The organism is Thermosyntropha sp. (assembly GCF_017656155.1).
Lineage (GTDB): Bacteria > Bacillota > Syntrophomonadia > Syntrophomonadales > Syntrophomonadaceae > Thermosyntropha.
On record NZ_JACDOH010000006.1, the window covers coordinates 57795 to 79752 of the forward strand.

Here is a 21958-nt window from a genome sequence, read left to right on the forward strand (position 1 = left end):
AGTTTGTATGCGCCTTATTTTGAGCGGCGGCGGAACAGGTGGTCATATATATCCGGCCTTGGCTGTTGCAAAGGGAGTTAGAGAGATTATCCCAGATGTAGAAATAATTTATGTGGGAACTGAAAAGGGTATGGAAAAAGATATAGTAAAAAAGGCAGGTTATCCCTTTAAATCAATAGATATATCTGGAATAGACCGCTCTTCAATGTTAAAAGCTTCTAAATCTTTAATTAAATTTCCCAAGAGTTTTATTCAAGCCTTTAATATAATTAAAAATTTTAAGCCTGATGTGGTCCTCGGAACTGGCGGATATGTATCTTTCCCAGTAGTTTTGGCGGGTACTTTTTTTAATTGTAAGACAATAATTCATGAACAAAATGTTTTTCCTGGTTTGGCAAATCGCAATCTCGCTTCAAGGGTAGACTATGTATTGCTTACTTTTGAAGAAACTAAAAAATATTTAAAAGCTAAAAATATTAAGGTAACCGGGCTCCCTGTGCGCAAAGAGATTGTGGAAGTCCAAAAAGATGTGGCAATGAGAAATTTAGGACTTGAGGACAAGTTTACTCTGGTTGCTTTTGGAGGCAGCCGGGGAGCTATGAGCATAAATAAAGCAATGATTGATTTGGTGGAAAAATATAAGAATGAGGATGTCCAGATAATATGGATTACAGGAAACACAAGATATGAAGAAATATTGAATAAACTTAAGGAGAAAATTGATTTGGATAAGATGAAACTTACCTTAAGGTTATTCCCCTATATGTATAATATTGAAGAGGCATTGGCAGCGGCTGATTTGGCTGTCTGCCGGGCAGGAGCCAGTACTTTATGTGAGCTGGCCGTGTTAGGTCTTCCTGCAATATTGGTTCCTTATCCTTATGCAGCAGAAGGACATCAGGAGAAAAATGCCCGTGTCCTTAAAGAAAAAAAAGCGGTGGAAATGGTTATTGATGAATATTTGGATGGAGATACTCTTTATAAAAAAGTTGAAGAGTTGAGGAAAAATCCACACAGGCTTAAAGAAATGAAAAATAACCTGAAAAAAGAAGCACATTTATATGCTTTGCAGGATATTGTTGAAGTTATTATAAAGGGTTGATTTGGAAATTTTACTACTATTTATATTGGTGGTATGTAACCACTTTTATTAGTTCTGCATACTATAAGGTGTAACTTTTGAAAGAGAAGGAGATGAAAAAATGGCCACTACACCAGGGCAATGGATCCATATGGTAGGTATAGGCGGAGCAGGTATGAGTGGCATAGCACAAATACTGTTTGAACAAGGATTTAAAGTTACTGGCTCGGATTTACAGGTCAATGGCACTGTTACACGGTTAAAAGAAATGGGAATAGAGGTTTTTCAAGGTCATTCTTCAGTAAACCTTAAGGAAGGAGTTGATCTTTTAGTAATTTCTTCAGCTGTCCCACAGGATAATTCTGAAGTTCAGATGGCTTTAAAACGAAATATTCCAGTTTTAAAACGCGGTCAAATGCTGGCTTCTCTTGTTAATAAGCAAAAAGGAATTGCGGTGGCTGGAGCTCATGGAAAAACTACTACTACTTCCATGATTTATTGGATTTTAAATAAATGTGGATTAGATCCTACCTTTATAGTAGGGGGAGAGCTTCAAGATAATCATATGAATGCCAAACTGGGAAAGGGCGAGTATTTTATAGTGGAAGCCGATGAAAGTGATGCTTCATTTTTAGAGATTTTACCTTATATTGCTGTGGTTACTAATATTGAAGATGATCATTTGGATTATTATAAATCGTTGGAAAATATCAAAAAAGCCTTTGCTCAGTTTATTAACCAGATAAAACCTGATGGCTTTGTAGTTTTATATGGTGAAGACCAGTATATTTCCGAAATAAGGGAGGATACAAAAGTAAAAACTATAACTTATGGCGAAAGACCTGATAATGATTATTATATTAGAAATTGGGAACAGAAGGATACAGGTTCAGTATTTGACATTTATAAAAGTAAGTGGTATTTGGGAAAAGTAGAATTATCTGTTCCAGGAAAACATAATGCTTTAAATGCTGCTGCCGCTATAGCTGTAACCTTAGAAATAGGGTTGAATTTTGAAGAGGTGGCAAAAGCCATTAAGACTTTCCATGGTGCTAAAAGACGATTTCAAATTAAAGGTGAAAAAATGGGTATTCTGGTAGTTGATGATTATGCCCATCATCCTACTGAAATAAAGGCTACTTTACGCACAGCTTTAAATTTGCAGCGTGGTAGAGTAATAGCGGTTTTTCAACCCCATCGTTATACCCGGACAGAAAAATTGGGCAAAGAGCTGGGAGAAGCTTTTTCAGATTGTGATTTAGCTCTTTTTACTGAAGTATATGCAGCAGGGGAAAAACCTATTCCAGGAATTGATGGAAAAGTAGTGTATGAATCGGCTTTGGCTGCAGGCTGCAATGCAGTATATTTGGATTCTTTTGTTAAGATAAAAAATTATTTATTAGAAAATACAAAAAAGGGAGATCTGATTATTACTATAGGTGCAGGTGATATTTGGAAAATAGGAGAAGAGTTTTTAAGTGAACTTGAAGCCCGCGTGGTTAGGGGCATATCCTAGCGGAGGTGTTTTTTTGGGCAAGTTAATAGTTCGTGGTAATATGCCTCTAAAAGGGCAGATTACGATCAGTGGTTCGAAAAATTCTATTCTTCCTATAATGGCGGCAAGCATAATGTCGAATGAGGAAGTGGTACTTACTGGAGTACCTGATTTGGAAGATATAAATGTAATGGCAGAAGCACTTACAACGCTAGGAGCTAGAATAAAAAGGGAAGATGATGTTTTGATTATTGACAGCAGGAGCATATCAAGTTATGAAATTCCGGAAAATATTTCTCGAAAGATGAGAGCATCTAATTTAGTTATGGGTGCGCTTTTAGCCCGCTTCAGAGAAGCAAAGGTAGCTTATCCTGGAGGGTGTAACATCGGCAGTCGTCCTGTAGATTTACATTTAAAAGGATTTGAAAGCCTTGGTTATAAAGTAAATGCTGAGGCAGGATTTATGGAAGGAAAAGCAGTTAATATTAAGGGAACTGAAATAATGTTGGATTTTCCCAGTGTGGGTGCCACTGAAAATATTATGATGGCAGCCAGCATGGTTCCGGGAACTACTATAATCCGTAATGCAGCCCGTGAGCCGGAAATAGTTGATCTGCAAAATTTTCTTAATCGCATGGGAGCTAAGGTGAAAGGAGCAGGATTAGATACTATACGGATTGAAGGGGTAAAATACCTGGAGGGAGTTCAGCATACGGTAATTCCTGATCGTATTGAGGCCGGGACTTTTATGGTGGCGGCAGTTATAACCAGAGGAGAGGTATGTTTAAACAATGTTATAGTAGAACATGTTCAACCTGTGGTAGCGAAACTTAAGGAAATAGGAGCAGAGATATATAACTGTAATGCAGGAATAAGGGTAACAGGTAGTCGAAATTTAAGGGCTGCAGATATAAAAACTATGCCTTATCCTGGTTTTCCTACTGATATGCAGCCGCAGATTATGGCTTTATTGTCAACGGTAAAAGGAACCAGTGTAGTAGTAGAAACTATATTTGACAACCGATTTATGCATGTTCAGGAACTGAGAAGGATGGGGGCAGATATAAAAGTAGAAGGAAGAGTGGCTATAATAAAAGGCAAAAAATATTTAGAAGGTGCTTCAGTTGAAGCTACTGATTTGAGAGCAGGCGCAGCATTAGTTTTAGCAGCATTGTCTGCAGTTGGGGAATCGGAAATAACAGGTGTTTATCATATTGATCGCGGATATGAAAAATTACACATAAAATTGAAAAATTTAGGAGCAGATATCGAAAGAATTGAATAAATGCTTTGAGAGATTATCTCAAGCTTTTTTTTTTGTATCAATAATTATAATGATTTTATGTTATTTATTTGCTATAATCGATTCAGTTAGTATGTGGGGGAGTTTATGAGTTTATGCGCAAAGTGGTAACTTTTGCTTTGCTCGGTATAGCAGTTTTAATTTGCTTTTATCTTTTTATGCACAGTTCTTTTTTTAATGTGGAAAAGATATATGTTACTGGAAACAAAGAAGTATCAGAGCAGGAAATTTTGGATATTTCAGGTATTTCTTCAGGGGGTAACATATTTGAGGTAAATAATCGTATTTGTTCTAAAGCAATTGAACTGCATCCTATGATTAAAAAGGCTCAAGTTATAAGACATCTTCCCCGAACAATAGAGATAAGAGTGGAAGAAAGAAAAATATGGGCAGTTGTGCCTTTGCATGATTTGGTGCTTTGTATAGATGAGGAAGGGGTATGTATAGATCGCAGGCTTTATTTTCCTTCAGGGGATTATCCTATAATAACTATGGAAAAGTTTCCGGAAAAGGTAAATCTGGGGCAGAAGGTTGAGCCTTATGGTATAAATATGATATATCAGATTTGGAATAATCTTAAGCCAGATATGAGAAAAAAGATATCAGATTTTCACTATATAAATAGCAAGAAAGAAGTGGTAATGTATACGGCTGTTGGGACTGAAATAAAGTTTGGTTCTACGGACAGATTGGATGAAAAGGTAGATTTTTTGGAAAAAGCTTTAGCTTTAGAGGAGGATTTTAACAAAAAAGGGACTGAAGTTATTGAATATATCGATTTGCGCTTTAAGGGACAACCTGTGGTAAAAACAAAAGAATGATAGTTGGTGATAGATTATGGAAAAAAAATCGACCTTTATATCAATAGCCGCTGTTTGTTTAGTTTTGGGGATGATGCTTGCTATTCAGTTTAAAACTACCCAGAGTTATCAGCAGGCTACGCTTCCAGCGCGAATAAATGAACTGTCCCAGCAGCTAAATACGGTTACAGAAGAGCGTGACGCACTAGCCGAAGAGGTTTTAATTTTAAGGGAAAAACTTAAAAACAGCCGTGATTATGATCAAGCTATGTTGGATTTACAGGAAGAACTGCAAAGGGCGAGTATGGCAGCATGTATGTTGCCAGTTGAAGGGCCAGGAATAATAGTTATTCTAGATGACAGCAAACGTATTCTTCAACCAGGGGAAAATCCAAATAATTTATTAATTCATGATATAGACATTTTAATGCTGATCAATGAATTAAAAGCATCTGGAGCTGAAGCTATATCGATAAATGGAGAAAGAATTACCGCCATGACGGAAATCAGATGTGCTGGAACTATGATTTTGGTAAACTGGAATAAGATTTCTCCTCCTTTTGAAATAAGGGCTATAGGGAATCCTGATATGCTGGAAAGTGGGCTGATGATAAGAGGGGGCATAGTGGAAATGTTAAAGGTAGGGGGGATGCAGGTGAATATACAAAAAATGGAAAAGATAAGTATCCCCGCTTATAATGGAAAGCTAAAGTTTAAATACAGCACACCGGTAGAATATAAAGAGGAAAAGGCGGAATAGATATTATGTGGTTATTAGCTATTTTTTGTTTGATATTAGGAATTATAATTGGTTTTAATATGCCTCTTCTTCCGGTACTTTATGCTAAATATATGTCAATAGCTGTTTTAGCCGCATTAGACTCGGTTTTTGGCGGTATAAGGGCTTATATGGAGGATACATTTGATAATCTAGTTTTTATAAGCGGTTTTGTCGCCAACACATTGCTGGCAGCAGGTCTTGCCTATTTAGGAGACAAGCTGGGTGTAGAGCTTTATCTAGCGGCAGTTGTCGTTTTTGGCGTGCGCATATTCCAGAATTTGGGAATCATACGTCGATATCTATTGAAAAAATACTAAATAAAATCAGGTGTAATAAAAAGGAATATCCGTCCTTTTGTGGTATTTGTAATTTAGAGTATTAAAAAGGGGCGGATAATTATTAGAAGACATGGTTTGGCAGTAGGACTGGATATTGGGACTACTTCCATTAAAGCAGCTCTAGGCGAAATTACATATGGACAAGAAGTAAATATTTTAGGTGTGTGTCAGGCTTCTTCTACCGGATTGCGCCGGGGTAACATAATTGATATTGAAAATACTGCTAATTCAATAGCCGAGTGTTTGCATGAACTGCAAAGATTGACAGGAGTAGAGGTATATAATGCAGTTGTTGGATTTTCCAGTGCAGATATATTATCGATTAATAACCGGGCTGTAATTGCAGTGGGTAATCCCGGTAGCGAGATCCTTCCTGAAGATAAAGAAAGGGTGCTAAAGTCGGCTCAAAATATACCTCTGCCCCCAGATAAAATTGTTGTGCAGAAAGTGGAGAAACAGTATATAGTTGATGGCTATGAAGGGGTCAAAGATCCGATAGGCATGATAGGAAGCCGCCTGGAAGCTGAAGTGTCAGTTATCGTAGCTAAGACTGCTGCTGTTCAAAATTTATATCGCAGTGCTGAACGAATAAATTTGCGTATTGATAGGTGTATTTATAATCAACTGTTGGCAGCTGAAACTGTGCTTTTACCTGCTGAAAAAGAGATTGGTGTACTCTTGATTGATATAGGAGGAGGGACCACCAAAATAAGCTTTTTTGAAAAAGGCAGCTTTGTGCATACTGTAGTTCTGCCTGTTGGTGGAGAATATATAACAAGGGATTTAGCTATAATACTTAAGACTTCATTTGATGAGGCTTTACGCATAAAAGAGCAGTATGGAGTTGCAAGTCCTTTTTTTGTAGAAGAAGGAATAACGGTAAAAATAAAGAATATACAAGGAAATGGAACCCGCGAGGTTTCAGTCAGAACTATTGCTGAAATAATACAGGCAAGGATTTTAGAAATTATGGAACTTATACAAGCACAAATGGAAAGCCTGGGTTTAATGTGTAAAATTCCTGGAGGTATTGTGATAGTTGGGGGAGAAGCTTTGCTTCCAGGTATGGTGGAAGTGATAGAAGAGTGTTTGGGCTTTCCTGTGCGGATAGGAATTCCTGAAAATGTAAGAGGTATATCAGGAGATTTTTCAGTACCTCAAAATGCGTCAGCAGTTGGGGCAGTAGCATGGGCTGCTAAAAATATGCTTTTAGCGCATGATGGCAATAATTATGCCAGGTTTAACAGATTATTTGATAAATTAGGTTATTTTGTTAAGGATTTATTTAGTTGAGGGCAGAGGAGGTATTTGAATGCCGTTAGAGTTTGACGTAGAGATGCAGCAATTTGCAAATATCAAGGTGATAGGCGTAGGTGGTGGAGGTAATAACGCAATAAATCGAATGGTGGAAGCTGGACTTAAAGGGGTAGAATTTATTGCGGTTAATACAGACGCTCAGGCCTTATTTTTATCAAAGGCAGACAAGAAGATTCAAATAGGTGAAAAACTCACCAAAGGATTAGGTGCAGGAGCTAATCCAGAGATAGGTATGAAGGCTGCTGAAGAAAGTGTAGATGAGATTAAGCGTAACTTACAAGGTGCAGATATGGTTTTTGTAACTGCCGGCATGGGAGGAGGAACTGGTACCGGAGCGGCTCCTGTGATTGCAAAGATTGCTAGGGAATTAGGTGCTTTAACTGTTGGAGTAGTAACCAAGCCTTTTACTTTTGAGGGACGTAAGAGAGGTGCACAGGCGGAAAAAGGCATTGAAGCCTTAAGGGGAGAGGTGGACAGCCTTATAACTATACCCAATGACAGACTTTTGCAAGTAGTTGATAAGCATACAGCTTTTAATGATGCGTTTAGAATTGCCGACGATATTTTGCGTCAGGGAGTACAGGGTATTTCGGATTTAATTGCCGTGCCAGGAATTATAAATTGTGACTTTGCTGATGTGCAGACAGTTATGAAAAATACTGGTTCAGCTTTAATGGGTATAGGCAAGGCTTCTGGAGAAAATAGGGCTGCTGAAGCAGCAAGGATGGCTATTTCTAGTCCTCTTTTAGAAACTTCTATTGAAGGGGCGAAAGGAGTTTTATTCAATATAACAGGGGGAAATGACCTTACTCTATATGAAATTAATGAAGCAGCAGAGATTATTCATGCGGCTGCTGATGTAGAAGCTAATATTATTTTTGGAGCTAATATAGATGAAAGCTTGCAGGATGAAGTTAGAGTGACTGTTATTGCTACAGGATTTAATACTCCTAAACCTAAAACTATAAATCCTGAAATAAGTAAGGAAAGGCCAAGACTAGTTGATACATCATCGACTTTTCTGGATAAAGCTGATCTGGAAATCCCTCCGTTCCTTCGCCGAAAATAATTTTTGAAGTAATGGATTAATACTACAGCTAGACGTAATTGTCTAGCTGTTTTTTTATTTAGCGAAAAAATTTCCGTAATTACAACAAATTATGCATAATGTCTATGGTATAATTTGGAATGAATGTGGGGTTTAAACTTAACATAGTTATTAAGTAATGCTGCTATACGTACATAGGTAAGGTGAAAAATGGACGATGAATTATGTTTATGCTGATATAACTTTTATAGTTAATTTTGTAATGGATTTTTTTATACTTTGGGCTACAGCCAAGCTGGTAGGAGCCAGGATAGTTTATTCCCGCTTATTGACAGGTGCATTTCTGGGGGGGATTTATGGTGTAGGTTATTTATTCCCTTCTATGTCAGTTTTTTACAGCGTTTATGCTAAGATATTATTTTCCTGTTTATTATTGATTTTAGGTCTTGAAATTAAAGATTTTGGTCAGTTTAAAAAGACATTTTTATATTTTTATGGCATAAGCTTTATGGCAGCAGGAGCTAGTATGGCTTTTTCGTATTTAAGAGTAGGAAGTCCATCTGTTCAGCCTTTTTCATATTTATGCCTTTTAGGCGGTATATTATGTATTTTGCTTGCGGGTAAGTACGGAAGCATTTATCTAAGCAAAAGGATAATTCCTAAGCTTTTAGGGTTTCCGGTTAAACTCAGATTTGATAAGGAATGTTGTTTTTCTGAAGGATTTCTTGATACGGGAAATAGCCTGCGTGATCCTTTGACTAATAAGCCGGTTTTAGTTGCTGAGTATGATTTAATAAAAGATTATTTGCCGGATGACTTTCGAAGTATTATAGAATCTGATATTGATGAGGATTTAATGCTGGAAAAACTTATAAATTCAAGCTTGGCTAATCGCCTTCGCTTGATTCCTTTTACATCTATTGGAAAGAAAAAAGGAATTTTGATCGGTATAAGGGTAGATGAGATTGCCGTTGATGTCGGAAAAGAATTTTTATCATATAAAGATATGGTAGTAGGAATTTATAGGGATAGTCTAAATTTGGAGGGGAATTATAAAATGCTCATACCTGTAGAAATGCTTCAAGGAGCTTGATAAGGAGGGTATTATATGCATATTTTTATGTTTTTCAGAAGATGGAAATTGTACCTGCTTAATCTTTATCTGCGCAGAAAATTGCCACCTGCTGTGCATTATATAGGTTCTAGTGAAGTTCTTCCGCCTCCTTTAAGCGAAGAAGAAGAGACTGAAGTAATATCAAGGCTGGAAAGAGGAGATAGCAAAGCGAAGACTCTTCTGATAGAACATAATCTTCGCCTTGTAGTCTACATAGCTAAAAAATTTGAAAATACCGGTGTATGTATCGAAGATCTCATATCGATTGGGACTATTGGACTTATAAAGGCAGTAGATACATTTGAACCAAAAAAGAATATTAAACTGGCTACTTATGCATCACGCTGTATCGAAAATGAAATTTTAATGTATTTAAGAAAAAGCTTGAAATCTCGTGGAGAAATATCTTTAGATGAACCTTTGAATGTTGACTGGGATGGAAACGAACTTTTACTTTCGGATGTTTTGGGAACGGAAGGCGATTTAATATACAAGAGGCTGGAAGGGGAGATAGAAAAATATATTTTATGGCAGGCTATGGATAAATTAAGTCCCCGAGAAAAAACTATTATTACTTTAAGGTTTGGACTTAATGGAGGAGAAGAAAAAACCCAAAAAGAAGTTGCAGATGCCCTTGGTATTTCACAGTCTTATATTTCTAGACTAGAAAAACGCATATTGAAACGATTACAAAAAGAAATACGCAAAATAGAATAACAAAAATTAGCTTAAAAAATCAGATTTTTTTAATCTGATTTTTTTTATTTGGTAAGAATAATGTTTTATTTACTGGAGAATAATTTAAAAAAGTGAATAAAGATGAAGGGGTGAAACATTGTTAAATAAAGTTGAAATCTGTGGAGTCAATACCTCAAAATTGCCGGTATTGAAAAATGAAGAAATGAAAAGCCTCTTCAAATCTATGCGTGAAGGTAATAAAGAAGCCAGAGATAAACTTATACAAGGTAATTTAAGGTTGGTTTTAAGTGTTATTCAAAGGTTCAGTAATCGGGGAGAGTATGTAGACGATCTTTTTCAGGTAGGATGTATAGGATTAATTAAAGCTATAGATAATTTTGATTTAAACCAGAATGTCAGGTTTTCAACATATGCTGTACCTATGATTATAGGAGAAATAAGAAGATATTTGCGGGATAATAATCCGGTAAGGGTTTCACGCTCGTTGAGAGACATAGCATATAAAGCTTTACAGGTAAGGGAAAAGCTGGTTTGTGATAATTCATCTGAACCAACTATTGCTCAGATAGCGGAAGAACTTAAAATTCCGCGTGAAGAAGTGGTATTTGCTTTAGATGCTATTCAAGAGCCGGTATCATTATTTGAACCTATTTATAATGATGGTGGCGATCCTATCTTAGTTATGGATCAGATCAGTGATGAAAAAAATACTGATGATACATGGTTGGAAGAAATAGCAATAAAGGAAGCTATGAAAAAATTGAATGATCGTGAAAGACATATTGTTGCCTTAAGATTTTTTGGCGGAAAAACTCAAATGGAAGTTGCCGAAGAAATAGGGATATCGCAAGCTCAGGTTTCACGTTTAGAAAAGGCAGCTTTAAAACAACTGAGAAAAAATATATAGCTCCAGGTTAAAGGAGGAGATTTTATGTATAGAGATTTATTGATAATTATTTTAATTGCCGTTATTTTAGTTTTATTAATTCCTCTGACTGCAGATATTTTAACTGTAGAAAAGGCATTTACCCCGGATAATTTGGTTAAGATGGATATAGTTTATAGATAAAGATTTTAGAGTTGTCACTTATAATCGGCGGCTGTTTTATATTCATCAGCTGTATTTTAAATTATGCTAAGATATTTTATAATCAAACAGATTAAGGGTAAGTTTTAAATGATAGCAGCTAAGATAGGGGAGAAGTTTTGTAATGGCTGAGAGTAATACAGTAAAATTGGTTTGGGCAGGGAAAGATACAGTAAATCCTGGTATTAGTGCTGATTATAAACTGATTGATTTTGAATATGTATATCCAAATTTTTTAAACCTTGGCGAAGAAAAAGAACCAGTCAATACTTTAATACAGGGTAATAACCGTGAAGTCATATCTTTGCTGTTAAATGCAGGATATAAAAATAAACTGGATTTGATTTATATTGATCCCCCCTACTTGAGCAAAAGCAAATATTTTTCGCGGATAGAGGTATACAGCAAAGGCAAAAAGTATGTGCTGAGCCAAGAGATTTTTGAGGATACCTGGGAGCAAAATTTGGATAATTATCTAACTCATATATATGCTGTTCTTTCTTTAATGAAAGAGCTCCTGTCAGACAGAGGTAGCATATTCGTTCATCTTGACTGGCATGCAAGTCATTATGTGAAAGTTATTTTAGATGAGATTTTTTCCCCTGATAATTTTATAAATGAAATAGTATGGTGCTACGGGGGAGGAAGTGCAGGTAGGAGACATTTCCATCGCAAGCATGATACTATTTTGTGGTATAGTAAGGGAAAAGATTATATTTTTAATCCGCAGTATCGTCCCTATACGGAAAAAACCAGGCAGAGAGGATTAACTAGAGTAAAAGGAGATAAATATAAACTTAATGATGATGGTGCCATGATGCAAGACTGGTGGACGGATATAAATAAGATTTTGAGTCCTACTGCCCGGGAAAATTTAAAATTTCCTACCCAAAAACCAGTAGAATTGCTTAAACGATTGGTGAAAACCGCCTCTTTACCGGAAAGTATAGTGGGTGATTTTTATGCCGGGTCGGGAACAACTATACAGGCATGTGAAGAGTTAGGGAGAAAATGGATTGGATGTGATTTGAGTCCCATTGCTCTGCAGACCTGTATGAGAAGGATGATAGAAGGTAGCTTCAGTCCTTTTAAAGTGCAGTATTTATCTGGGTTGGAATCACGGTATTCAGCAGATAATGTAATAGTTATTAAAAAGCCTGAAGTTATAAAAAAAGAAGATAGGAATTATTTACTGAAAATAGAACTGGAAAATTATATACCGGATAAAAAAAATAAAGAAAAAATTTCTTTTGATGTTTCGTTTGCCTCTTTAATAAATTTTTGGGAAATTGATCCCGATTATAATGGAAAGTTATTTTCTTCTAAAGTTCAGATATACCGGAAAAGAGCAGTTTTTGATGAAAATATAAATTTATCTTCATTTATAGATATTTCAGATAACAAATCGGGTAAAATAGCAATAAGGATTCATGATGTTTTTGGTGATAGTGCAACGCTCATAGAAAGAATACCATAGGCTTGGCTTTGAGCCTATGGTATTTTATCTTTATTCAGATTAATATTTTTTTAAACGATTTTGTTCTATAAGATTGTAAATATCTCCTTCTTTATCATCTCCGAAAAGCCATATTTCATCATATGCGTTTTCATCTCTTATATCTTCCCCGCGCAGGGGAATTTTTACTCTTTTTTTACGGTAGCTTAAAGGTTCTGCACTGTATATACGCATAAGTCCTCTCCTGTCTTAGATGATTTTATCGTCTGTTATTGTTTTTTGCCATTTGATGGCCTAACATAAATATGCCAGTAATAGCGGCGGCATGTAGTGCCCACCAACCTGATTCTAAGAAACTGAAGGTTCCTGGATCTACTTTATCCTGGTGCAGCATTTTCTTTAATACTGAGTTTCTGTAATCTATTAAGCTTGATAATAAAATAATTATTCCTCCTTTCGTAAAGATTTATTTATATTCTTTGAGTATTTATATTTTTCCCTCTGATAGGGATTTTAGAAGAACAATTTATGCCATAGAAGGAGGAAACAAAATACATGAATAGAAATATTTAAAAATATTAATTTTATTGAGGGGCAAAATTATGGATTATCATGAAAAGGCTGTTTTGTGCAGGCTTCACGCCATAAAAGGTTTAGGAAATGCTTCATTATGGAGAATAAAAAAAGAGTTTGGCAGTTTTAGAGCTTTCTGGACAGCAGATAAGAGAATTCTTTATAATTCTTTTTTAAGGAATGAATTAATTGATGAAATTGTTTCTTTAAGAAATAGTAATCCCTGCAAATATCTTGAGTATTTGGATGCCCAGGGCATTAAGATAATAACGGTAGAGGAAGAATTATATTCGCCTATGCTTTTGAACATATCTAATCCACCTTATATTTTATACTGTCTGGGAAAAACTGAGCTAATGAGTAAGTTTGCCCTGGCCATAGTAGGAGCTAGAAATGCTACTCCTTATGGAAGAAAGATAGCGCGAAACTTTGCCGGTGAACTTAGCAAAAGAGGGATAGTAATTGTAAGTGGGATGGCGCGGGGAATAGATGCTGAAGCTCATTTAGGAGTATTGGAAGCCGGAGGAGAAACAATAGCTGTTTTGGGAAGCGGGATTAATATAATTTATCCCAGGGAAAACCGGGAAATTTTTAAAAAGTTAATAAAAAAGGGCCTTATAATAAGTGAATTTCCTTTAAACACACCGCCTGATTCAGGTAATTTTCCTCAGCGCAATCGTGTTATATCAGGGATGAGCCATGGAGTTTTGATAGTAGAGGCAAAAATCAGGAGTGGTGCACTTATTACAGCTGATCTTGCTTTGGAACAGGGAAGAGATGTTTTTTCTGTCCCAGGTCCCATAACTTCTAAAATGAGTGAAGGATGTCATAATCTTATAAAACAGGGGGCTAAGTTGACTACTTGTGTGGAAGATATTTTAGAAGAGTATTCTTTTGTTTACAAGCCTCAAAAAGCTAAAAACTTAAGTGAGGAAGATTTATTACTGCTGGACAGTGATGAAATTTTGATACTACAATATATGGGATATGAACCTTGCCATATTGATGATTTGGTTAATATGATAGGTTTGGATGTGGGAAATTTAAGTATGATTTTGCTTCAATTGGAGCTTAAAGGTTTAATAAAAGCTATGCCTGGTAATTACTATTTAAGGAATTAAAATATTTGCGATTTTTTCAAAAGAGGTGATGTTTTTTTGGCAGGATCTACTTTGATCATTGTAGAGTCGGCGGCTAAAGCAAAAACTTTAAGCAAATTTTTGGGCAAAAATTATAAAGTGAAGGCTTCGATTGGACATGTTAAGGATTTACCCAAGAGTAAACTAGGTATAGATATAGATAATAATTTTGAACCCCAATATATTACTATCAGGGGAAAGGGCTCTATATTAAAAGAGATAAAAGATGAAGCACAAAAGGTTTCAAGAGTGTTTTTAGCTACTGACCCTGATCGGGAAGGAGAAGCTATTGCTTGGCATTTGCAGAGCGTTATTAATTTACCTCCGGAATCTGATTGTCGTATAGAATTTCATGAAATTACTAAAGATGCTGTAAAAAGGGCTATAGCCAATCCGCGTCCAGTAGATATGAATAGGGTAAATGCACAGCAGGCACGCAGGGTTTTAGATAGACTGGTAGGTTATAATTTAAGTCCTCTTTTATGGAATAAAGTGCGCAAAGGCCTCAGTGCTGGAAGAGTGCAGTCGGTTGCGGTAAGGCTTATTTGCGAACGGGAAGAAGAAATACGCAACTTTGTTCCGGAAGAATACTGGACTATAGATGCTTTTATATCTGACGAGAAAGGACATAGTTTTGAGGCTAAACTCGTCAGCTATAAGGGTGAAAAGGTTCAAATAAAGGATGCCGAGCAAAAAGAAAAGATAGTAAATGACCTTAAATCCGCATCTTTTTCGGTGCGTAAGATTGAGAGAAAGGAAAGGCGTAAAAGGCCAAATCCTCCTTTTACTACCAGTACTCTTCAACAGGAAGCGTCTAAAAGGTTAAATTTTTATGCCCAGAGGACTATGAGGGTGGCTCAGGAATTATATGAAGGATTAGAAATAGGAAAAGAAGGAATTGTAGGTTTAATCACTTATTTACGAACTGATTCTACCCGCATTGCAGATGTTGCCCAGAAGGAAGCGCTGGAATTTATTGTTGAAGAATACGGGAAAGAGTTTGTACCTGAGGTTCCCAACGAATATAAAACGAAAAAAACTTCCCAAGATGCGCATGAGGCTATTCGCCCAACTTCGGTGAGCCGCACTCCTGAAAGCATAAAAGAGTATCTTACCCGTGATCAGTATAAGCTTTACAAATTGATCTGGGAAAGATTTGTGGCCAGTCAAATGTCGCCGGCGCTTTATGATACTTTAGCAGTAGATATTGAAGCAGGAGAATATAATCTTAGAGCTACTTCTTCACAGATTAAATTTATGGGTTATAAAAAAGTATACAATGATATTGAAGAAGAAGAGGTAAAAAACCCTATTCCTGTTTTAAAGGAAGGGCAAAGCTTAAAACTCGTAGACTTAAATCCTGAACAGCATTTTACTCAACCTCCACCACGATTTACCGAGGCCAGTTTGGTAAAAACATTAGAAGAGGAGAATATAGGAAGGCCATCAACTTATGCGCCGATAATTGAAACTATACTTAAGAGAAATTATGTGGAAAGGCAGAACAAGCAGTTTGTGCCTACTGAGTTGGGTTTTATTGTGGTTGAACTTTTGAAGGAGTATTTTTCAGATATAATTGATGTTGAATTTACTGCCCGTATGGAAGAAGAGCTCGACCTTATTGAAGAAGGCAAGCTGGACTGGAAAAAGGTAGTGCATGATTTTTATATTCCTTTTAAAGAAGAGTTGGAAAAGGCTAATCTGGTTATTGAGAAAGTCCAATTAAAGGAAGAAGACGCAGGCAAAGAATGTCCAGAATGCGGCAGGCCTATGGTTATAAAATACGGCCGTTTTGGTAAGTTTATAGCTTGTTCTGGTTTTCCCGAATGTCGCCATACTGAATCTATAAATGAAGATACAGGTATTAAATGTCCTTTGTGTGGAGGGAATATAGTAGCCCTTAGAAGCAAAAAGGGGCGAAAGTTTTATGGGTGCAGCAATTATCCGCAGTGTGAATTCAGATCATGGAATAAACCTACGGGAGAAAAATGTCCTGAATGTGGGGAACCTATAGTAGAAAAAACTGCTAAAGGAAATAAAACTAAGATAATATGCCAAGGTGCAAATTGTAATTACAGCAAAGAAGTGGGGGATTAAGTTGCAGCCATATGTGAATGTTATAGGTGGTGGATTAGCTGGTAGCGAAGCGGCTTTTCGCCTAGCTTCAGCAGGAATAAAAGTAAAGCTCTGGGAAATGCGCCCAGAAAAGATGACAGCTGTGCACCAGACCGGTAACTTTGCCGAGTTGGTGTGCAGCAATTCTCTTAAATCTGAAGATGAAACTACTGCTCAGGGAATGCTTAAAAAAGAAATGCGCCTTTTAGGATCTTTAATATTGAGCTGTGCTGATGAAGCGAGGGTACCTGCTGGTTCGGCATTGGCTGTAGACAGAGAGCTTTTTTCAGAGATCGTTACCGATAGGATACGGAGAAATCATAACATCGAAATAATTCGTCAGGAAGTTAAATCTTTACCAGATGATGCTGTAACTATAGTAGCAACTGGGCCTTTGACTTCGGATAATCTGGCTAGATTTTTGCAAAGAATAACGGGTGAAGAAAACTTGTATTTTTACGATGCGGTTGCTCCAAGTGTTGCCTTGGAAAGCCTTGATTTAACCCGCATTTTTAAAGCCTCGCGTTATGGAAAAGGAACCGATGATTACTATAACTGTCCTATGAATAAGGAGGAATATGAAAGATTTTATTATGAACTGGTAAATGCAGATATAAAAGAAGGACATGAGATTGATAAAAGCCTTTTTTTTAATGCCTGTATGCCTATTGAAGTTATGGCAAGGAGAGGCATAGATACTTTGCGCTATGGACCAATGCGGCCGGTGGGGCTTAAGGATCCGCGTACGGGGGAGAATGCTTATGCGGTAGTTCAATTAAGGCAGGAAGATAAGGAAGGCAAGATATGGGGGCTTGTAGGTTTTCAAACCAGGCTCCGCTGGGGAGAACAGGATCGTATATTTCGGCTTATTCCCGGACTTGAAAATGCAGAATTCGTCCGCTACGGGGTTATGCACCGCAACACCTATATAAACAGTCCTTCTCTTTTGTATCCGACTTTGCAGTATAGAAAAAACCCTTATTTATTATTTGCTGGACAAATAACCGGAGTAGAAGGGTATATGGAATCAGCGGCTACTGGCATTATTGCCGGCATAAATGCAATAAAAATTGTTAAAGGGGAATCTTTGTTTGTGCCAGAAAAGGTAACTATGATTGGTGCTTTGTTGGATTTTATAACTTCATCAAACAATAAAAATTTTCAACCTATCAATGCTAATTTTGGTTTGCTTCCTTCTCTTCCGAAAAATATAAAAGATAAGAACATTAGGAATAAAGCATATTTAAATCGTTCTTTGGAAAAACTCAAGGAATATTCAGAATTGTTTTTAAAACGGTTGTAAATTATCTTTTATTATGTTAGCATTATTTAATAATAAAAAATTTTATTACCTCATATTAAGGAAAATAATGATGCTGACTGATCAAATTTTTTATTTTTTAGATTACCTTTATATAGAAAAAAATGCCTCTCCTTTAACTATTCAAAACTACAAAATTGATTTGGAACAGTTCATTGATTTTATTTCTGAGAAATACGAGATTGAGAAAAATGAGATAGGTCTAGATTTTTTGAATCATAAAGAGGTACGGGATTATCTCATATATCTTAAAGAAAAAGGGCTGAAGCCTTCTTCATCAGCTAGAAAATTAGCGTCTTTGCGTTCGCTGGTTCGGTATTTGTGCCGGGAAAATATACTGGATGATAATCCTTTAGCAGCTCTCTCTACACCTAAGCAGGATAAAAGATTGCCTAAATTCCTTTATCCTTCTGAAGTGGAGGCATTGATAAACGCTCCTGATGTAAATACTCCTTTTGGTCAACGCGATAAGGCTATTTTAGAGACTTTATATGCTTCAGGCATAAGGGTTGGTGAACTGGTTAGCCTCAATATAAAAGATTTTTCCTTGCATGATGATTTCATAAAAGTCAGGGGAAAAGGAGATAAAGAAAGGCTGGTGCCTTTGGGAAGCAAGGCGCGTGAGGCGTTAGGTATTTATATTGAAAAGGGCAGAAATGAGCTTTTGAAAGAAAGTTGCGAAGAAGCGATTTTTTTGAATAGATTTGGATCTAGGCTTTCAGATCGTGGGGTAAGAGGTATCATCGACAAGTATATAAGTGAAGTTTCGTGTAATTTAAAGATAAGTCCACATACTTTGCGGCATACTTTTGCTACTCATCTGCTTAATAATGGTGCAGATTTGCGTTCGGTACAGGAAATGTTAGGACATGTGAAGCTTTCTACTACCCAGATATATACCCATTTGACCCGTGAAAATATTAAAGCTGTATATGAAAATACACATCCACGGAGGTAAAAAATGTTTACAGCAACAACTATTGTAGTAGTAAAAAAGGATGGCCAAACAGCGATTGCCGGAGATGGACAGGTTACTTTTGGTCAGAATACGATTATGAAGCATACGGCTACTAAAGTGCGCAGGCTTTATGATGGCAGGGTAGTGGCAGGTTTTGCCGGTGCAGTAGCCGATGCTTTTACTTTATTCGGCAAATTTGAAGAAAAGCTTAAAGGAACAGGAGGAAATTTAACTAGAGCTGCAGTCGAACTGGCTAAAGAGTGGCGTTCAGATAAAATCTTGAGAAGATTGGAAGCCCTTTTGGTAGTGGCTAATAAAGAAAAGATGTTCGTTATTTCAGGCAACGGCGAACTCATTGAACCTGATGAAGGAGTAGCTGCTATTGGATCGGGAGGAGCCTATGCCTTGGCGGCTGCGAAAGCGTTATATAAGTTTACCGATATGGCGGCCAAAGATATTGCTTATGAAGCACTTAAGATTGCCTCTGAGATATGTGTATATACTAATGACCACATAACCCTAGAAGTTATTGAATAAGGAGGCACATTATCATGTATGGACTTACTCCAAGGCAAATAGTCGAAGAATTAGATAAACATATTATTGGCCAGAAGAATGCCAAAAAGGCGGTAGCCATTGCCCTTAGAAACAGATACCGGAGAAAACTGGTTCCCGAGGAATTGAAGGATGAAATATATCCCAAAAATATTATTATGATTGGGTCTACAGGAGTAGGTAAAACTGAAATAGCACGGAGGCTTGCCAAAATGGTAAAGGCTCCTTTTATAAAGGTAGAAGCCAGCAAATTTACGGAAGTTGGCTATGTAGGGCGTGATGTGGATTCAATGATACGGGATTTAGTGGAAACGGCGGTTCGTATGGTTAAACAGGAAAAATTAGAAGAGGTGGAGGAAAGGGGGAGGCAACTGGCTTATGAACGCATAGTGGATTATATTATGCCTTTGCCCAGGAGAAAAAGCAAACCTGCAAAAAACCCTTTTGATTTTCTTTTTAATCAGGCATCTGAAGAATATGCCAGAGACGAGGAGTTTGAAAATAGGCTTAAAGAGATTGAAGCACAAAGAGAAATAATAAGGCAAAAGCTTCTGCGCTATGAACTGGAAGATGAAATTATCGAAATAGAAGTTGAAGAAAAAAATCCTCCTTTTTTGGAGATATTCTCAGGTTCCGGAGTAGAAGAGATGGGTGTTAATTTGCAAGATGTTCTGGGCAATTTTATACCTAAAAATAGGAAAAAACGCAGGGTTACGGTAAAAGAGGCTAAAGAGATTTTAACCCACGAAGAAGCTCAGCAGCTTATCGATATGGATGAGGTTTACAGAGAAGCGATTAAAAGAGTGGAAGAAGATGGGATAGTCTTTTTGGATGAAATTGACAAGATTGCTGGCAAAAATAACAGCACAGGTCCTGATGTTTCCAGAGAAGGGGTTCAGCGAGACATTCTTCCTATTGTTGAAGGAAGTACTATTATGACTAAATATGGTCCGGTTAGGACTGACCACATTCTGTTTATTGCTGCAGGTGCTTTTCATGTAAGTAAACCTTCAGACCTTATTCCTGAGCTGCAGGGCAGATTTCCAATAAGGGTTGAGCTTGAAAGCCTGACCAAAGAGGATTTGAAACGTATACTGGTTGAACCAAATAATGCTTTAATTAAACAGTATACAGAACTTTTAAAAACTGAAGATGTGAAGATAACTTTCACTGAAGAGGCCATCGATTATATTGCGCAAATGGCTTATGAAGTTAATGCTAAAACGGAAAATATAGGGGCGAGAAGATTGCATACGGTTATGGAAAAAGTCTTGGAAGATTTACTGTTTGATGCGCCTGATATGAGTGGGGAAGAAGTGCTTATTGATGCTGATTATGTATCAGCAAGGCTTAAGAAGATTGTGGAAGATGAGGATCTAAGCAGATATGTATTATAGGGGGTTGGGCATGTGGAAAAAACATTATTGGAGAAATCAAGGAACATAGGGAAGATGCTGCAGAAAATTGGGGGGCAACCGGTAGACTTTTTTGAAGCTGCCAGAGTTTTATCTGATAATCTCGAATGTAGTGTGTTTGTTGTGGGACGCAGGGGACAAATAGGCGGATATGCGTTTACCACAGGTGCTTCATGCATAGGAATCAAAGAGCTTTTAAGTCATGCGGAAAGGTTTCCGGAGAGTTTTAATCAGGAATTATTAAATATAACCGAAACTGCTGCTAATATTCGCTTGAGTGAAGGAAGAAAATGTATATTTAATCCGGAAAATGTTGCCTGCGACTGTTCCAGCCGGATATGGTCAATTACTCCAGTATTTGGTGGGGGAAAGAGGATAGGTACTCTTATAATGATGAGAGAAAACCAGGAATTTAGTGATGAAGAAATTGTTTTAGCTGAATATGGTGCTATTGTGGTAGCTAATGAAGTTATGCGCATGCGTTCAGAGCGAATAGAAGAAGAAGCCCGCAAAAAAGCAGCTGTACAGATTGCTTTAGCAACTCTTTCCTATTCGGAGAGGGAAGCAATTGAACATATTATTGATGAACTTAATGGCAAAGAGGGACTTTTAGTTGCCAGTCGGATTGCCGATAAAGTAGGTATAACCCGTTCAGTTATTGTTAGTGCTCTGCGCAAATTTGAAAGTGCAGGAGTTATAGACTCGCGTTCTTTAGGGATGAAAGGTACTTATATTAAAGTTCTCAACGATTATTTGTTTGATGAACTTAATAAAAAGTAGTTCCAATTTTTAAAATGTATAATATAATAATTAAGGCTGACCTTCGTCATATATGGTTAGCCTTTTTTGGTTTTTTTCACAAAAAAGCAGGAATTATGCCGGATACCATAGAATAAATGACATAATTTTGCGAATTTGGTTTGGGGTGATTATGTGGTTGAGAGGATTTTTTCTTCACCAGTAATTAATATACTTAATCGTTCACTTGATGTTGCAGAATTAAGGCAAAAGGTAATAGCTGACAATATTGCCAATGTTGATACCCCTGGATTTAAAAGAAGAGAAGTAATTTTTGAACAAAAACTGCGTCAAGCTTTAGAAGAAAAAAATAGTGGAAGTTTACCCTTAAAAACTACAAACTCTCGGCATATAAATGTAAACGCAGCAGTAAGCCTGAAAAATGTAGAGCCGGAAATAAAGATTTTAAATGGTAGAACTTTTAGAAACGATGGAAATAATGTTGATATTGATGTGGAAACAGCCGAGATGAGCAAAAATAAAATATTATATGATGCACTTGCTCAGAGCATGACCAATGAATTAAGACTTTTGCGCATAGCTATCAGTGGCAGGAGGTAAAGAA

Annotated in this window: 22 protein-coding genes; 21 read left to right on the forward strand and 1 reads right to left on the reverse strand. The window is 36.8% G+C overall.

The genetic code is table 11. The features are described from left to right. Nucleotides 1-7: 7 nt before the first annotated feature. The 13 genes from murG (at nucleotide 8) to H0Z36_RS07215 (ending at nucleotide 12540) form a co-directional block, all read left to right on the forward strand. On the forward strand, nucleotides 8-1102 hold the full coding sequence (gene murG / locus H0Z36_RS07155; RefSeq protein WP_296864937.1) for an undecaprenyldiphospho-muramoylpentapeptide beta-N-acetylglucosaminyltransferase: 1095 nt from the start codon (nucleotides 8-10) through the stop codon (nucleotides 1100-1102). A 100-nt stretch (nucleotides 1103-1202) separates the two neighbouring features. Then, nucleotides 1203-2597, forward strand: a complete 1395-nt coding sequence (murC, locus tag H0Z36_RS07160; protein ID WP_296864939.1) for a UDP-N-acetylmuramate--L-alanine ligase — start codon at nucleotides 1203-1205, stop codon at nucleotides 2595-2597. Nucleotides 2598-2610: 13 nt separating this feature from the next. Then, nucleotides 2611-3861 (forward strand): UDP-N-acetylglucosamine 1-carboxyvinyltransferase, encoded by a 1251-nt coding sequence (gene murA, locus H0Z36_RS07165; protein ID WP_296864942.1) that lies wholly within the window; start codon nucleotides 2611-2613, stop codon nucleotides 3859-3861. 113 nt (nucleotides 3862-3974) lie between these two features. Next, nucleotides 3975-4700, forward strand: a complete 726-nt coding sequence (locus H0Z36_RS07170) for an FtsQ-type POTRA domain-containing protein (RefSeq protein WP_296864944.1) — start codon at nucleotides 3975-3977, stop codon at nucleotides 4698-4700. Nucleotides 4701-4716: 16 nt separating this feature from the next. Next, nucleotides 4717-5439: a DUF881 domain-containing protein gene (locus tag H0Z36_RS07175; protein ID WP_296864946.1), complete on the forward strand. Its 723-nt coding sequence runs from the start codon at nucleotides 4717-4719 to the stop codon at nucleotides 5437-5439. Between the two features lie 5 nt (nucleotides 5440-5444). Next, nucleotides 5445-5777: a small basic family protein gene (locus H0Z36_RS07180; RefSeq protein WP_296864948.1), complete on the forward strand. Its 333-nt coding sequence runs from the start codon at nucleotides 5445-5447 to the stop codon at nucleotides 5775-5777. 96 nt (nucleotides 5778-5873) lie between these two features. Then, the gene (ftsA, locus tag H0Z36_RS07185) at nucleotides 5874-7091 is read left to right on the forward strand and encodes a cell division protein FtsA (protein ID WP_296864950.1); all 1218 of its coding nucleotides are present in this window, start codon (nucleotides 5874-5876) and stop codon (nucleotides 7089-7091) included. A gap of 19 nt (nucleotides 7092-7110) precedes the next feature. Beyond that, nucleotides 7111-8184, forward strand: a complete 1074-nt coding sequence (ftsZ, locus tag H0Z36_RS07190; RefSeq protein ID WP_296864952.1) for a cell division protein FtsZ — start codon at nucleotides 7111-7113, stop codon at nucleotides 8182-8184. A gap of 196 nt (nucleotides 8185-8380) precedes the next feature. Then, a complete protein-coding gene (locus H0Z36_RS07195; RefSeq protein ID WP_296864954.1) occupies nucleotides 8381-9256 on the forward strand; it encodes a sigma-E processing peptidase SpoIIGA in 876 nt (291 codons plus the stop codon). 15 nt (nucleotides 9257-9271) lie between these two features. Next, nucleotides 9272-9994, forward strand: a complete 723-nt coding sequence (sigE, locus tag H0Z36_RS07200; protein WP_296864956.1) for an RNA polymerase sporulation sigma factor SigE — start codon at nucleotides 9272-9274, stop codon at nucleotides 9992-9994. Nucleotides 9995-10112: 118 nt separating this feature from the next. Next, entirely contained in the window at nucleotides 10113-10883 is a 771-nt protein-coding gene (gene sigG, locus H0Z36_RS07205) for an RNA polymerase sporulation sigma factor SigG (protein WP_296864958.1), read from the forward strand. 24 nt (nucleotides 10884-10907) lie between these two features. Next, on the forward strand, nucleotides 10908-11045 hold the full coding sequence (locus H0Z36_RS07210) for a hypothetical protein (protein ID WP_296864960.1): 138 nt from the start codon (nucleotides 10908-10910) through the stop codon (nucleotides 11043-11045). 142 nt (nucleotides 11046-11187) lie between these two features. Continuing rightward, nucleotides 11188-12540, forward strand: coding sequence for a site-specific DNA-methyltransferase (locus H0Z36_RS07215; RefSeq protein WP_296864962.1), 1353 nt, complete (start codon nucleotides 11188-11190; stop codon nucleotides 12538-12540). Nucleotides 12541-12579: 39 nt separating this feature from the next. On the opposite strand, the gene H0Z36_RS07220 is transcribed toward H0Z36_RS07215, so the two are convergent. Further along, on the reverse strand, nucleotides 12580-12753 hold the full coding sequence (locus H0Z36_RS07220; RefSeq protein WP_296864964.1) for a hypothetical protein: 174 nt from the start codon (nucleotides 12751-12753) through the stop codon (nucleotides 12580-12582). Nucleotides 12754-13121: 368 nt separating this feature from the next. On the opposite strand from H0Z36_RS07220, the gene dprA reads away from it, so the two are divergent. The 8 genes from dprA (at nucleotide 13122) to flgB (ending at nucleotide 21954) form a co-directional block, all read left to right on the forward strand. After that, nucleotides 13122-14213: a DNA-processing protein DprA gene (gene dprA, locus H0Z36_RS07225; protein WP_296864966.1), complete on the forward strand. Its 1092-nt coding sequence runs from the start codon at nucleotides 13122-13124 to the stop codon at nucleotides 14211-14213. Nucleotides 14214-14249: 36 nt separating this feature from the next. After that, the gene (gene topA, locus H0Z36_RS07230; protein ID WP_296864969.1) at nucleotides 14250-16328 is read left to right on the forward strand and encodes a type I DNA topoisomerase; all 2079 of its coding nucleotides are present in this window, start codon (nucleotides 14250-14252) and stop codon (nucleotides 16326-16328) included. 1 nt (nucleotide 16329) lies between these two features. Then, on the forward strand, nucleotides 16330-17649 hold the full coding sequence (gene trmFO / locus H0Z36_RS07235) for a methylenetetrahydrofolate--tRNA-(uracil(54)-C(5))-methyltransferase (FADH(2)-oxidizing) TrmFO (protein ID WP_296864971.1): 1320 nt from the start codon (nucleotides 16330-16332) through the stop codon (nucleotides 17647-17649). Between the two features lie 67 nt (nucleotides 17650-17716). Continuing rightward, a complete protein-coding gene (xerC, locus tag H0Z36_RS07240) occupies nucleotides 17717-18625 on the forward strand; it encodes a tyrosine recombinase XerC (protein WP_296864973.1) in 909 nt (302 codons plus the stop codon). A gap of 3 nt (nucleotides 18626-18628) precedes the next feature. Further along, nucleotides 18629-19162: an ATP-dependent protease subunit HslV gene (hslV, locus tag H0Z36_RS07245; RefSeq protein ID WP_296864975.1), complete on the forward strand. Its 534-nt coding sequence runs from the start codon at nucleotides 18629-18631 to the stop codon at nucleotides 19160-19162. 14 nt (nucleotides 19163-19176) lie between these two features. Continuing rightward, nucleotides 19177-20577, forward strand: coding sequence for an ATP-dependent protease ATPase subunit HslU (gene hslU, locus H0Z36_RS07250; RefSeq protein WP_296864977.1), 1401 nt, complete (start codon nucleotides 19177-19179; stop codon nucleotides 20575-20577). A 12-nt stretch (nucleotides 20578-20589) separates the two neighbouring features. Further along, complete coding sequence (gene codY / locus H0Z36_RS07255; protein ID WP_296864979.1) at nucleotides 20590-21375, forward strand: GTP-sensing pleiotropic transcriptional regulator CodY; 786 nt, start codon at nucleotides 20590-20592, stop codon at nucleotides 21373-21375. Nucleotides 21376-21528: 153 nt separating this feature from the next. Beyond that, on the forward strand, nucleotides 21529-21954 hold the full coding sequence (flgB, locus tag H0Z36_RS07260; protein WP_296864981.1) for a flagellar basal body rod protein FlgB: 426 nt from the start codon (nucleotides 21529-21531) through the stop codon (nucleotides 21952-21954). Nucleotides 21955-21958: the final 4 nt, after the last annotated feature.

Coding starts and splice junctions, on each gene's coding strand:
- H0Z36_RS07195 (WP_296864954.1), top strand. CDS start 8,381: ATGAATTATGTTTATGCTGATATAACTTTTATAGTTAATTTTGTAATG.
- murC (WP_296864939.1), top strand. CDS start 1,203: ATGGCCACTACACCAGGGCAATGGATCCATATGGTAGGTATAGGCGGA.
- murG (WP_296864937.1), top strand. CDS start 8: ATGCGCCTTATTTTGAGCGGCGGCGGAACAGGTGGTCATATATATCCG.
- dprA (WP_296864966.1), top strand. CDS start 13,122: ATGGATTATCATGAAAAGGCTGTTTTGTGCAGGCTTCACGCCATAAAA.
- H0Z36_RS07170 (WP_296864944.1), top strand. CDS start 3,975: ATGCGCAAAGTGGTAACTTTTGCTTTGCTCGGTATAGCAGTTTTAATT.
- xerC (WP_296864973.1), top strand. CDS start 17,717: ATGATGCTGACTGATCAAATTTTTTATTTTTTAGATTACCTTTATATA.
- H0Z36_RS07210 (WP_296864960.1), top strand. CDS start 10,908: ATGTATAGAGATTTATTGATAATTATTTTAATTGCCGTTATTTTAGTT.
- H0Z36_RS07180 (WP_296864948.1), top strand. CDS start 5,445: ATGTGGTTATTAGCTATTTTTTGTTTGATATTAGGAATTATAATTGGT.
- sigE (WP_296864956.1), top strand. CDS start 9,272: ATGCATATTTTTATGTTTTTCAGAAGATGGAAATTGTACCTGCTTAAT.
- H0Z36_RS07175 (WP_296864946.1), top strand. CDS start 4,717: ATGGAAAAAAAATCGACCTTTATATCAATAGCCGCTGTTTGTTTAGTT.
- H0Z36_RS07220 (WP_296864964.1), bottom strand. CDS start 12,753: ATGCGTATATACAGTGCAGAACCTTTAAGCTACCGTAAAAAAAGAGTA.
- ftsZ (WP_296864952.1), top strand. CDS start 7,111: ATGCCGTTAGAGTTTGACGTAGAGATGCAGCAATTTGCAAATATCAAG.
- hslV (WP_296864975.1), top strand. CDS start 18,629: ATGTTTACAGCAACAACTATTGTAGTAGTAAAAAAGGATGGCCAAACA.
- H0Z36_RS07215 (WP_296864962.1), top strand. CDS start 11,188: ATGGCTGAGAGTAATACAGTAAAATTGGTTTGGGCAGGGAAAGATACA.
- hslU (WP_296864977.1), top strand. CDS start 19,177: ATGTATGGACTTACTCCAAGGCAAATAGTCGAAGAATTAGATAAACAT.